At 70.1% G+C, this 12311-nt stretch carries 10 protein-coding genes and 1 pseudogene; 5 read left to right on the top strand and 6 right to left on the bottom strand.

What is annotated here, in order from left to right:
* Positions 1-330: 330 nt before the first annotated feature.
* On the bottom strand, positions 331-1101 hold the full coding sequence (locus OG381_RS44880) for an SDR family oxidoreductase (RefSeq protein ID WP_327721761.1): 771 nt from the start codon (positions 1099-1101) through the stop codon (positions 331-333).
* Between the two features lie 248 nt (positions 1102-1349).
* Between OG381_RS44880 and OG381_RS44875 the strand changes: the two genes are divergently transcribed.
* The 3 genes from OG381_RS44875 to OG381_RS44865 all read left to right on the top strand — a co-directional run bounded on the left by OG381_RS44875 (position 1350) and on the right by OG381_RS44865 (position 6289).
* Entirely contained in the window at positions 1350-2408 is a 1059-nt protein-coding gene (locus OG381_RS44875) for a YihY/virulence factor BrkB family protein (protein WP_327722719.1), read from the top strand.
* Positions 2409-2659: 251 nt separating this feature from the next.
* Positions 2660-4723 (top strand): DUF4139 domain-containing protein, encoded by a 2064-nt coding sequence (locus OG381_RS44870; protein WP_327721760.1) that lies wholly within the window; start codon positions 2660-2662, stop codon positions 4721-4723.
* Between the two features lie 6 nt (positions 4724-4729).
* A complete protein-coding gene (locus tag OG381_RS44865; protein WP_327721759.1) occupies positions 4730-6289 on the top strand; it encodes a mucoidy inhibitor MuiA family protein in 1560 nt (519 codons plus the stop codon).
* Between the two features lie 17 nt (positions 6290-6306).
* On the opposite strand, the pseudogene OG381_RS49740 reads toward OG381_RS44865, so the two are convergent.
* From OG381_RS49740 to OG381_RS44840, 3 genes and pseudogenes are all read right to left on the bottom strand, one after another.
* Positions 6307-7213: pseudogene (locus OG381_RS49740) on the bottom strand (NAD(P)-dependent alcohol dehydrogenase).
* A gap of 463 nt (positions 7214-7676) precedes the next feature.
* A complete protein-coding gene (locus OG381_RS44845; RefSeq protein ID WP_327721755.1) occupies positions 7677-8102 on the bottom strand; it encodes an ankyrin repeat domain-containing protein in 426 nt (141 codons plus the stop codon).
* A gap of 60 nt (positions 8103-8162) precedes the next feature.
* A complete protein-coding gene (locus tag OG381_RS44840) occupies positions 8163-8780 on the bottom strand; it encodes a class I SAM-dependent methyltransferase (protein WP_327721754.1) in 618 nt (205 codons plus the stop codon).
* 165 nt (positions 8781-8945) lie between these two features.
* Here OG381_RS44840 and OG381_RS44835 point away from each other — a divergent pair, with 165 nt between their 5' ends.
* Together OG381_RS44835 and OG381_RS44830 are read left to right on the top strand one after the other, a co-directional pair.
* Entirely contained in the window at positions 8946-9119 is a 174-nt protein-coding gene (locus OG381_RS44835; protein WP_327721753.1) for a hypothetical protein, read from the top strand.
* 9 nt (positions 9120-9128) lie between these two features.
* On the top strand, positions 9129-9431 hold the full coding sequence (locus OG381_RS44830; RefSeq protein ID WP_327721752.1) for a hypothetical protein: 303 nt from the start codon (positions 9129-9131) through the stop codon (positions 9429-9431).
* A 355-nt stretch (positions 9432-9786) separates the two neighbouring features.
* On the opposite strand, the gene OG381_RS44825 is transcribed toward OG381_RS44830, so the two are convergent.
* Together OG381_RS44825 and OG381_RS44820 are read right to left on the bottom strand one after the other, a co-directional pair.
* Complete coding sequence (locus OG381_RS44825; protein ID WP_327721751.1) at positions 9787-10854, bottom strand: dipeptidase; 1068 nt, start codon at positions 10852-10854, stop codon at positions 9787-9789.
* The gene (locus OG381_RS44820) at positions 10851-12179 is read right to left on the bottom strand and encodes an amidohydrolase family protein (protein ID WP_327721750.1); all 1329 of its coding nucleotides are present in this window, start codon (positions 12177-12179) and stop codon (positions 10851-10853) included. The genes OG381_RS44825 and OG381_RS44820 overlap by 4 nt, the downstream gene beginning before the upstream one ends.
* Positions 12180-12311: the final 132 nt, after the last annotated feature.

The following is a 12311-nucleotide window of genomic DNA, read 5'->3' as shown; positions in this document are numbered from 1 at the left end:
CGAAGTCCTCCAGCGTCGCGGACCCCGTCCGGCCGTCCTTCCGCCTCGACGACCAGCCCAGCCTCCCGCGCCTCCAGAGGAACCGCCTCAGCAGCGTGGACTCGCCGATGCCGCCGGGCCCTTGCAGATAGAACACGGGCGAAGAACCGGGGTCTTGGTCCAATGTGGACCGGACCAGGGCCCGATTCGCCGCACGCCCGACGAACGCGCGGTCTCCGCACAGCGCCCCCCTGTCACCCAGAGAGCGGGCTGAAAGGCGCGTCGCTGGGCGGTAGTTCACGCCGTCCGCGAAAAGCCAACCGGTCCGCAGCGCCGCCGACGGCCGCGCCGCTACGGCCGTTGCCGCGCGGGCCGGATGACCATCTCGTTGACGTCGACATCGGCGGGCTGGCTGATCGCGTAGGAGATCGCACGGGCAATGGCATCGGGCGGGATCGCAGCCGAGCGGTAGGCCTTCATCGCCGCCGCGGCTCCTGGTTCGGTGATGGTGTCGGCCAGTTCGGTCTCGACGACGCCCGGTGAGACGGTCGTGACCCGGATGAACGGCTCGGCCTCCTGCCGCAGGCCCTCGGTGATCGCCCAGGCCGCGTACTTCGTCGCGCAGTACACCGCGGCCGTGGGGACCACGGAGTAGGCACCGATCGACGCGATGGTGATGAAGTGCCCGCTGTTCTGGCGCTGGAAGTGCGGCATGGCCGCGGCGATGCCGTGCAGCAGACCCTTGACGTTGACGTCGATCATCCGATCCCACTCGTCCACCAGCAGCGAGTCGAGACGCGACAACGGCATCACACCGGCGTTGTTGACGATCACGTCGATGTGCCCCTGAGCGGCAACCGTCTCGTCGACGAACCTGGCCACGTCGGCCCGGTCGGTGACGTCGAGACGGCGTACGTCGATGCTGCCGCCGTCAGCTCGGATGCTCTTGGCCAGGTCGGTCAGCCGATCCTCCCGACGCCCACCGGCAACGAGGTGGTGCCCTTCGGCGGCGAGCCGCCTGACGATGCCTTCGCCTATGCCGCTCGTGGCACCCGTGACGAGTACAACTTTGCGGTCGCCCTGGTCTGTGGTCTGAGTGGTCTGAGACGTTGTCCGTGTCACGGCGTCCTCCTGGTCCGGTCAGGGCTCAAGCCCCGTCGACGGTTCGTTCACCTGCGAACTTGCCGTGTTTTCGAGGACGGGAGAAGGTCGGGATCTTCCTAGGAGTGCCGCACCCACCACCTGGCGTCGGCTGATGCCGGTGGGCGGTCACGACCGCCGTCACGGCGTTTGCGACAGAACACACGAAAATCTTGCGTTTTGTTGTGAATGCGCGTGTGGGTCATGCGGACACCGGCTACCCGTACGCCATGGTGCGGACTGTGAAACGGCATGGAAGGCACGGCGGGCACGAGGTGACCGGCGAGGAGGCCGGGACCGGGCGGGTGCCTGAGGCCGGGCCGGATGCGCAGGTGGAGCGGCAGGCGCCGGATACTCCGACGGATCTGCCCAAGCACTCCTGGGGGGCGGTGCTGAAAGGCACCGTGAAGGAGTTCAAGAAGGATGAGCTGACCGACCGGGCGGCGGCCCTGACCTACTACGGGATCCTGGCGCTGTTCCCGGCACTGTTGGCGCTGATCTCACTGCTGGGAATCGTCGGGCAGTCGGCGACGCAGCAGGTTCTGGACAACATCCAGAAGCTCGCCCCAGGGGCGGCGCGAGACGTCCTCAGCAACGCGGTCAGGCAGGTGCAGGGCAACGCCGGGATCGGTTCGGTCATGGCAATCGTGGGTCTGGTGCTCGCGGTGTGGTCGGCGTCGGGCTATGTCGCGGCGTTCATCCGCAGCGCGAACGCCGTCTACGACATCCCGGAGGGCCGCCCGGTGTGGAAGGTACTGCCGGTGCGCGTCGGCGTGACGGTGGTCCTGATGGTCCTCGCGGTGATCAGTGCGGTGATCGTGGTGTTCACCGGCGGCCTGGCCCGCCAGGTGGGCACCGCGCTCGGGGTCGGCGACACGTTCTTGACGGTGTGGTCGATCGCGAAGTGGCCGGTGCTGATCCTCCTGGTCACGGTCATGATCGCGATCCTGTACTGGGCGACGCCGAACGCCCGGGTGCGTGGCTTCCGCTGGATCACGCCGGGCAGTTTCCTGGCACTGGTGATCTGGATGATCGCCTCGGCCGGGTTCGCCCTGTACGTGGCGAGCTTCGCCTCCTACAACAAGACCTACGGCACCTTCGCCGGCGTGATCATTTTTCTGGTGTGGCTGTGGATCACCAACCTGGCGATCCTGCTCGGTCTGGAGCTCGACGCCGAAATGCACCGCCAGCGGGCCGTCGCCGGCGGCCATCCGGCCGGACAGGAGCCCTACGTGCAGCCGCGGGACACCCGCAAGTGGGACGAGGAGGACCACCGCCGCCTCGACTGAGGCGGCGGGACCGGCGCGGCTCCCAGGCGAAGGCCTGGGAGCCGCGCCGGTCCAGGTAATGACGGCCGAACTGACCACCTGCCATTTACTCGATCCGCTCACGAAGCAGCCGCCTCTCGGCGGGCAGCCCGCCACCCTGCGCGTACCGCAAACCACCGGCCTACCGCAGGGACCACCCGTCCCCACCCCCGACAACACCCCGAGGAAGTCAGTAGGCTTCGCCCGGCACGGACACGACGGGGGTAGAGCGCATGAAGTCCGAAGAGGCACCGCGATGGGCGTCGGCCCTCGACAAGGTCGTGGTCTACGCGCAAGGTGCGCTGTGCAGCCGTCTGGCGCGGGGCACAGTGCCGTCCGGCGGCCGGGTGCTGGTGACGGGGCTGCCCCGCTCCCTGGACGCCGGTTCGGTGCGCGCCCGCGTCGTGGGCGACTCCGGTGCACAGGTCACCGAGGTGCGCGTGGAGGTGAGCGCCGAGCCGTCCGGTCCGGGGCCCTCCGACGGCTTGCGGCAGACCATGGAACGGGCACAGGACGCGTGCGCCGCGGCCCGAGGACGGCGCGACCGACTCCTCCAGCGGATCAAGGAGATGACCGATCTCCACCCCGTCCCCCCGGCCCGAAAGCGTGAGAACCCGCACCGCCGCACCCCTGCCGAAGCTTGGCTGACGCTCGCGGACTTCGTCGACGAGCGGCTGACGGGCCTCCACGACCGTCTCGCCGCGCAGGAAGAGGAGCTGCTCCGCCTCGAGCACGATCTCGCCGTAGCCGAGGACCGTTGGAACCGGGCCTCCACCGACACACCGTCAGGACAGCTGCAGACCACGGTCTGCGCGGCCCTGAGCCTCGACGGAACCGGCGAGGTACAGCTGGAGATCGAGTACGCGGTCCCGGGCGCCGTGTGGGTACCGGCCTACCGGCTTTCCTACCGTCAGGGTGACGGCAGCGGCGCCCTCGTACTGCGCGCCTCCGTGGCCCAGCGCACCGGCGAGGACTGGACCGGGGTGCGCATCGGCCTGGCCACCGCCGATCTCAAGCGCCGCACAGAGGTGCCGCGGCTGCGCTCGCTGCGGATCGGGCGCCGTCAGCCCGCCCCCGAACCGGCCGGGTGGCGTGAACCTCCGGCCGGACTCGCCGACCTCTTCACCCCCTACGACGCGGCGGGTACACGCCAGACTTCGACCGCCCTACCGGTATCCGTCGGGTCCGCTCCCCCGCCCGCCACCGGCGCCCCCGTCCCACCTCCTCCCGTCCCCCTGCCCCCGGCCGCAGCGGCCTACGGCGGCCCGCCACCCGCGCCGGCTGCCCCTGGCGGCATGGAAGCGATGCCCGTCTTCGGACAAGCCGACGCGATGCCCGCCTTCGCACCAGCGGAACGGCCCCGACCCAGCGGGCCACCGCGCGGCGGCGCACCCGCAGGTGCTCCGGCCGCACGACGGGCAGCACCGCCGGGTTCCCTCCCACCCGCGCCGGCCGCCGGTCCTCCGCAACCCAGCGGCGACGAACTCGACTACGCCGCGCTCATCCTCAACGGTCCCGACGAGCCCGCCGCCCGCAGGGGCAGGCTGTTCCCCGCCGCAGGCTTCGACCCGGTGGCGGTCGAACACCGCCGACGGGCCGAAGCGGTGGCCGCGCTGCCACTGCCCGGCCACGCCGTGCGGCCCCGTGCATCAGCGGGATCCTTCGACCACCGCTACGACGCCGTCGCCCGCGCCGACATTCCCTCGGACGACACCTGGCACACCGTCACCGTGACCGAGATCCCGGTCGGTCTGCGCACCGAGTACGTCTGTGTGCCGTCGGTGGAGCAGCGGGTGTACCAGACCCTGGTGCTGTCCAACGCGACCGACCAGGCCCTGCTCGCCGGCCCCGTGGAGGTCGGCGTCGACGACGACTTCGTACTGACCGCCGCCCTGCCCACCCTCGCCCCCGGCGGCGTCCGCCGGATGGGGCTCGGACCGGCGGAAGGCATCCAGGTCACCCGGCGCACGAGCCTGCAGGAGTCGACGGCAGGGCTGCGCAACAACATCAGCGTGCTCGACCACGGCGTCCACGTGGAGCTGGCCAACCGTCTCACCAGAGCCGTCACGGTCGAGGTCCGCGAACAAGTACCGGTCACCTCCGAAGCCGACGTACGGATCGAGGAACGGGCCGACTGGACGGTTCCCCTGGACAACGAGGGGCCCGATCACCTCGGCCCGGGCACCCGCGTGTGGCGCGTAGACCTGCCCGCCGGAGCCACCGCCGCCCGCCACGGCGGCTACGAGATCCGCATCCCGGCCGCAAAGGCCCTGGTCGGCGGCAACCGCAGGAGCTGACAGATCATGTCCACGGACCTCGAGCCGATCCCCCTTCCCGTCACCGCCGTGACCTGTCTGGAAGACCGCTCCCAGATCGAGCGATCCACCACGCTCGACCTGCGGGCCGGCGTCCAACGACTGCGCCTCGGGCCGATCAGCGCCCTGGCGGTCGACCGCACCCTCCACGCCGAGCTGACCGGCGACCACCGGGCAACCGTCCTCGACGCCAGGATCGTCCGCACGTGGACGCCGCGAGAACCGTTGCCCGGCGCCGACGACTCGGCTCTACGCCTGCGCGTCCACGACATCACAGAAGAACAGACCGCGCTGGAACGGCGACGTGACCGACTGCGCGCCCGCCTCGACCTCCTCGGCCGCCTCGCCACAGACCTGCTGCGGGAGATCGGCGAAGGCACCGGACACGGAGAGACCGACACCGCACGCTGGAACGCCGAACTGGACCGGGTCGACGAGGAGCGCGACGCACACGCCGAACATCTACGGGCTACCGAGGCCCGGCTCAAGGCCCTCACCACCGAACTCCGAGAGGCCGAACGCGCCGTCGAGCTCTCCGAACAGCGTCCCACCGAACTGGTCGGTCACGTCGAACTGACCGTGGAAGCCGCCGTCGCCGGACCGGCCCGACTGCGGCTGACCCACCTCACCGCGTGTGCGCTGTGGCGCCCCGCCTACCGGGCCGTACTCGACGGGGACTCACTCACCCTGGAAAGCGACGCGATGGTCTGGCAGCGCACCGGCGAGGACTGGTCCGACGTACGCCTGACCCTGTCGACGGCCCGCACGGCACTGTCCACAGAACCACCCCGTCTCGACGAAGACCGCCTGACGCTCACGGACCGCTCCCCCGAGGAACGCCGCACCGTCGCCGTCGAACTGCGCAACGAGGAGATCGCGGAGCTGGGCCCGGCGCCGGTGCTCGGCCTGCCCGGAGTGGACGACGGCGGCAGCACGCGGGTCCTGCGCTCCCCCGCCCCCGTCTCCGTCCCCGCGGATGGCCACGCCCACCGGGTGCCGCTCTCCACGACCACCACGACCGTCAGCAGCGAATACACCTGCTCCCCGGAGCTGTCCCCCCTCGTCACCCACGTGGTGCGCTGCCACAACCCGACCGGTCACGCGCTCCTGGCAGGCCCGGTGGACCTCGTCGGCGTCGGCGGGTTCGGCGGCCGCGCAACGCTCGACTTCACCGCACCCGGCGCGCCCCTCGAGCTCGCTTTCGGCAGCCACGACGACTATCGAGTGCTCCGCGACACGGAGGAGTACCGCGACACCACAACCATGACCCAGCGCACCACCGTCACTCGCACGGTGCGCCTGCACCTGTCCCGTTTCTCCGCCCCCGGGGAACAAGGCGAGCAGGTGGTGGCGCTGCGGGAACGCATCCCGGTCTCCGAGGTCTCCGCGGTGGACGTGAGGCTGCGCAAGGAGGCCTGCTCCCCCGCCCCCGACACGGTCGACGCCGAGGGCATCGCCCGCTGGGACGTAGCCCTGCCGCCGAACGGGCGCCGCACCGTCACCCTCGTCTACGAACTCTCGGCGAGCGGCAAGGTAACCGGTCTCTGAGCCCGATCCATGAGGAGCTACGCGGACACGGCGACCACATGCTTGCCCACGGCGCCGCCTCGCTCGAACGACTGATGCGCCGCGGCGATGGCTGCGAGCGGGTACACGCTGTCGGCCACCGGGCGCAGTGCTCCCGAAGTGACGTGATCCGCCAGATCACGCAGCACGGCGGTGTCGGGGTTGGCGCTGAAAGTTCGGATGCGGCGGGCACCGTACACGCTCGACGCCGCGATCACGGCCCGATGGTGACCATCCGGCCGCCCCTGGCCAACCGGCTTCGGTAGCAGTTCAGTTCAGAGCCGACCGTGTCGACGACGACGTCGAAGGGTCCGATCTGGTCCGAGGTGGTGGAGCCGTAGTCGAGGACCTCGTCGGCACCGAGGTCGGCGAGCGCCTGGGCGTGACGGTCGCGGGCCAGCGCGGTGACGTGGCAGCCCAGCGCGTGTGCCAGTTGCACGGCGGCTGTGCCGACTCCGCCCGCCGCGCCCCGGACCAGGACCCGCTCCCCGCTCCCGACGTGCACGATGTCCCGCAGCGCGATCAGTGCCGTCGCGCCCGCGACGACCAGGGAGGCCGCGTCAACCGGCGAGATGCCCGCCGGGGCGGGCGCGATGCGGTCCGCAGGGAGCACCACGTACTCGGCCGCCGCACCGGTGCTGTGCCGCTGCCGGGGATGCCCCGTGCCCCAACCCGCTCCCCGACCTGGTAGTCCTCGACATCGGCGCCGGTCGCGGCGACGACACCCGCGAAGTACAGCCCCACACCGATCGGGAACCAGCGTCCCGACACGATCTTCAACTCCCCGGCGCGGACCAGCACGTCGTGGCCGTTCACGCTGGAAGCCCCGACCGACACCAGTACCTCTCCCGCACCGGGAGCGGTAGAACGCTTCCCGCATACACACGGCACGGCGCCCCGGGGCACGGCTGCCCTGTGAAAGGCCCGCCCTCCACCACTCGAAGCAGGCAGTGTTCCGCGGACGACAGGCCACCGAGGGTGCTCTGGTGAAGCGGACAGCCCGGTGTCCCCAGTGCGGCATCCGTCCATTTGTCGGCCTCGCTGGTGTAGCCGCAGAACGTGGGACTGTACGTGACGAAGCCGCCCGCCTGCTTCCCTCGTGGCGGGCAGCTCGTGGCCTTGAGTGTCCAGAGTTCGAAGTCGCCGGCGGTGCGCGTCGTGGACTGGAGATGGGCCTCCGTCGGCGCCCCTGGATCGACCCAGGCCAGTGGCTGTCCTGACACACGCCGTGGTCGCCTGCCCGGAATTCGACTCCACCGTCACCGCCGCCGCCCGGCTGACCCTCCAACTCGAAGAGCAGTGAGTGCAATCAGTCGGCGTCCGCTGCCAGACGGAGAGGCCCCGGCTCTCGGACCGGATTCCACACGCTTCAGCCAGGCGGACGCGCTCCTGCCGCTCTGAGGACTTCGGCAGTGTCGGGGTGGGGGCCATGGTCCGCCCAGTCCAGCGGGGACCAGCCTGTGCCGTGGTCTTCGCGGAGGGTGGGATCGGCGCCATGCGCCAGCAGTTCCCGCACCGTTGCGGTGTGTCCCCAGCACGCAGCCGCGCACAGCGGTGTGCCCTCCGAGCCGGGGCCGCTGCTTTCAGTGTCAGGGCAAGCCCCGGCCTGCATGAGCAAGCGGGCCACCTCGGCCTCCCCCTGCACCGAAGCCAGGTACAGAGGAGTGGTGCCGTCAGTGTTCCTTCTCTCCGGACTTGCTCCACTGCGCAGCAGTGCCTTCACGCTCTCGGCGTCACCCGACAGGATTGCCCCGAAAAGGCGGTGGGAGAGCTTCTTCTGCTGCCGCTGCTTCATAGCCGGTGAGGTTAGCGATCATGGGTACGTCAGAACCACTCATATTCATTCCTTGATCATTCAGGGACGGCTCGCCCAGAACAGGGCATGCCCGCCGGCACCTTCAGGGACGAACTCCTCCCGCTCAACCGTGAGACCTGCCTGCTCGATCCACTGACGGTTGGTGGCAGCATCCGCATGACTCCACCACATCGGAGCACCGCCCCCGAGCCAGTCTTCCTCGGTCGCGGTCCACTCGCTGTGTCCCGTGGTGGCCACGAAGCAGCCTCCCGGGCGCAGCCATCCGCAGATCTTGCGCAGCAGGGGCGGTTGCTCGGCCTGCGGAATATGGATCAGGGCGAAGAGGCAGACAACGGCGTCGAAGGAAGCGTCATCGAAGCACGCAGCCGTGGCATCAGGGATGAAATCTGCGTGGGGAACCCGCTCGCGGGCGCGGCGGACCTGTACCTCACTGATGTCGATTCCGGTGATCCGGTAGCCGGCGGCGGCCAGAGTACGTGCGACCGGCTCCCCGCTTCCGCAGCCCACGTCCAGCACCGTCCCGCCGGCCGGGACGCGGCGGCACAGGTCACCGAGCAACGACTGATACTTCGTCTCAGCGCCGTACACCTCGTCATAACGCAGGGAAACCGCATCGTAGCCACGCCGGACCACGTCCTTGGGATCTGAGATGTCCACGCGCCAGACGCTAATCCGCCGTCGCAAGGCACCGCGAACAAATATCCCCGCACGCCCGCCGACCTCACGAACGACCAGAGATTAAAGATCAAGGTGAGCCGCGTGTGTGTCCGGGATCGGCGAGGTGGCGGCGAGCCGGCTTGTGACCTGCCGGACGGTAGGCGCGTGTGCATACCTGTGTACAGTCTTGCGGTCCACGACGCCCACGACCTGGTCCGCCGGTTCGCCGCCGTGCTCAACAACCGTGACGCCGACCCCCTGCCGTTCTGGCTGGACGAGTTCTCCGACAGTGGACTGGCCCGTGAAAGAGTCCTCGCACCGACTGATCACCATGCATAGGGTTCCCGCATGGACGACGAGATCACGACCACGGTCGGCAGAGAGTTCTACTCGTTTGACGGGCGGATACTGGAGATCTTCGGCGGTCACCCTGTCCGTTTCCACATACGGCACCTGCACCTACGCGTGACCGGTCCGGACCGGAAGGGGAAGCGGGTAGTGGAGATCGCACATGGCCGGCCGGAACTCCCGGGCGGAAGCCACATCTGGAGGTACACGGCCGCGGAGTGGGAGCAAGCGCACGGCCTGGCCGCGCTACTGGAAGCGGTACATGCGGCTATCAACTCCGCCTCGGGACACAGACCCGAGTGACCCGAGCTGCCCACCGGAACGGCCCCAAAAGCTGGGACCCGGCGTCACCTATGAACTCGAGGCGGACCAGTGCGGCGACGTCGGGAGGGGCCAGGGCGTACGAGGTCCGGCGGTGTTCGACGGCGACGGTGCGGATGGTGGTCTGTCCCAAGGGGAGACGGCCGTCGGAGTCTGGCACCACGTCTTGGCCGACCTGGGCTACGAGTTCATCACTGCGAGGAGGACAACGCCGAGATCGACACCCTGTGCGCCAGGAGCACTCGACCCCACCGCCGGCAGACAGCATGCGCATCGAACTGGGCCAGTGGAGACGGGTACCTGCGTCACACCGCATCGGCGCCCCCGACTCGGCCGGTCACTCCGCCCAGACGCGTCGCGCGTAGTCGACGAAGTTCCGGCCCATGATCTTCTCGATGCGCTCGGTGGAGAATCCGCGCCGCTCCAGCAGGCGGATCAGTTCCCGGAACTGGTCCTCGCCCCGCAGGTCGACCACGAAGGGGTAGGTGTCCGCGCGCTCCCCGGCGGAGGAGACCCCGGCTTGCCGGCGCCGGGCGACGTGCTCGGCCAGGTGGGCCCGGTAGGCGTCGAGGTCGTCGATGGCGGTGACCGGTCCGTCGGTGCCGATGCCGACGTGGTCCTCCCCGCAGACGTTGACGGCGTGGACGATGTGCTCGACGACGTCGGCGGCGCGGGCGTGGCCGGTGGGGCTCAGGAACGGCATGAAGTAGATGCCGACGAACCCGCCCCGGGAGGCGACCAGTCGCAGTTCCTCGTCGGTCTTGTTGCGTGGCAGGTCGGTCAGTGCCCGGCATCCGGTGTGGTTGATCGAGATGGGGACGCGGGAGTGGCGCGCGGCTTCCAGGCAGGTGCGTTCGCCGCTGTGTGAGAGGTCGACCATGAGGTGCCGGTCGTTGAGGGCGTCGATCACCTCTCGCCCGAAGTCGGTCAGTGCGGTGTCGGCGGGGGCCATCGAGCCGCCGCCGAGGTGGTTGGCCTGGTTGTACGTCAACTGCACCACGCGCACGCCGCGTTCGGCGAAGACGGCGATGCGGCCGGCGTCGTCGCCGACGGCCTCGGCGTTCTGGAAGCCGTAGATCACGCCGACGCGGCCCTCTCGTGCCGCGGTCTCGACATCGGCGACGGAGGTGACCTTGAGCAGGTCGTCGGGGTGGCGGGCGAGGATGCCGTCCCAGACGCCGATCTCGTGCAGGGTGTGCTCGTAGGGCGGGAGGTCGCCCATGACGTAGCCGAGTGTGATGTTGACGGCGGTCAGGCCGGAGGCCCGGGCCTCGGTGAGCGTGCGGGCGTCGACGGTGAACTGTTCGCTGGTGGCGTTGAGTTCGCTCGCCGCCGCCTGCGACCGCGGGTCGTTGGGGTTGTCGAGCTGACCCAGTGCGTTGATGATCATCGGTGTGCCGGTCATCGGCTCTCCCGGGGGCGGTCGGGGGTGTGGGCGGAGCGTGGGAAGCGCCGGCCACGCTTGACGGTCAGGGTGATGGTGCGCAGGTGGTCGATGTCGGCCAGCGGGTCGCGCGCGAAGACCGCGAGGTCGGCGAGCTTGCCCGGTTCAACGCTGCCGGTCAGGTCCCCCACTCCGGCGCTGCGGGCACCGATCAGGGTGGCGGACCTGAGGACGTCGTGCTCGGGGATGCCGCATTGCCGTACCAGGAAGGCGAGTTCTTCGTAGAGGGCGGGGAAGGGCTCCTCGGGCGGGGTCTCGTAGTCGGTGCCGGTGGCGATCTCGACGCCGGCCCGGTGCGCCTGTGCCGTCAGGGCGATCGCCAACTCGTTGTTGCGGGCGGCCCGTTCGGCGGTCTCGGGGTCGTCGCCGGCGAACTCGCGGGAGGCGTACAGTCCGGCGGTCGCGTCCAGGACGACGCCCTGCTCCCGCATCCGGGCGAAGAGCTTCTCCAGTCGCTCGTCCTCCCCGGTGACCAGGGCTGCGTGGTCGACGGGCGGCTTGTCCCGGTACGAGGTCAGCGGCTCGGTCGCCGCCTCGTGGGCGAGGAGGGTCACGTGCGAGACGGCGTCCACGTCCGCCTCCACGACCTCGCCCGGCGTGGCGGGGAAGACGGCGGCGTGCGCCCAGACCGCGATCCCTTGCCGGTGTGCCTCCGCGGTGATCGCCGCGACGAGCCCCGCGTCGAGGTCGGCGTACACCTTGATCGCGGACGCGTATGTCCCGCGGGCGACGGCCACCGCGAGCGTCAGGTCGGTCGTGTCCGTGACGGCCTGCATCCAGGGGACCTCACCGGGCACCGCGCCCTGGCTGACCTGGTGGGTGCGGGGGTCGTCGAAGAAGCCGGGGCCCGCCATGAGCGCCGCGTAGTGGATGTCGGGACCGGCGATCTCCCCGACGCGGGTGGCGCGGGCGAGGTCGCCGATCTGACGGAGGTCGTCGGCCATGTCGCGGATGCCGGTGACACCGCTGTGCACCAGCCGTTCCAGCACCGCCTCGGCGGCCGGGCGGTCGGGCGGGGTGGCGAGGTGCTGATGGGCGTCGAAGAGCCCCGGGGTGACGAAGTGCCCGGTGAGGTCGACGACTTCGGCGCCCTCGGCGAGTGCGTCGGCCTCCGCGTCGGCCACGACCGCGCGGATCAGGGGGCCGTCCACCACGATCGACATCCCGGCGCGGGGCGGGCTGCCCGTCCCGTCGAAGAGGGTGGCGCCCCGGTAGACCACCGTCGGACCCGTGCCCCGCTCCGGCGGCGCGTACGGCGTGGCCGCCCCGGCACTGTCTCTCGTCATGAACACCCCTCTCTTGTTACGGTGTATGTAACATCGCTCTCGCTGAACGAAACAACCGGTACCCTACCTCCGGATCCGGGCGGTGCACACGCCGCACCGGGCCGTTCTCGCCCGACGTTCCGGAAGGGTTTC

Origin of the sequence: Streptomyces sp. NBC_00490 (assembly GCF_036013645.1) — a bacterium.
In the GTDB taxonomy this organism is placed as follows: domain Bacteria; phylum Actinomycetota; class Actinomycetes; order Streptomycetales; family Streptomycetaceae; genus Streptomyces; species Streptomyces canus_F.
Note: the sequence above shows the minus strand (reverse complement) of the source record. Positions and strands in the feature narration are given on the sequence as shown.

Bases quoted from the DNA above. Each gene is read 5' to 3' on its own strand.
- OG381_RS44875 (WP_327722719.1), top strand. From the start codon at position 1,350: ATGGTGCGGACTGTGAAACGGCATGGAAGGCACGGCGGGCACGAGGTG.
- OG381_RS44845 (WP_327721755.1), bottom strand. From the start codon at position 8,102: ATGAAGCAGCGGCAGCAGAAGAAGCTCTCCCACCGCCTTTTCGGGGCA.
- OG381_RS44820 (WP_327721750.1), bottom strand. From the start codon at position 12,179: ATGACGAGAGACAGTGCCGGGGCGGCCACGCCGTACGCGCCGCCGGAG.
- OG381_RS44865 (WP_327721759.1), top strand. From the start codon at position 4,730: ATGTCCACGGACCTCGAGCCGATCCCCCTTCCCGTCACCGCCGTGACC.
- OG381_RS44825 (WP_327721751.1), bottom strand. From the start codon at position 10,854: ATGACCGGCACACCGATGATCATCAACGCACTGGGTCAGCTCGACAAC.
- OG381_RS44830 (WP_327721752.1), top strand. From the start codon at position 9,129: ATGGACGACGAGATCACGACCACGGTCGGCAGAGAGTTCTACTCGTTT.
- OG381_RS44870 (WP_327721760.1), top strand. From the start codon at position 2,660: ATGAAGTCCGAAGAGGCACCGCGATGGGCGTCGGCCCTCGACAAGGTC.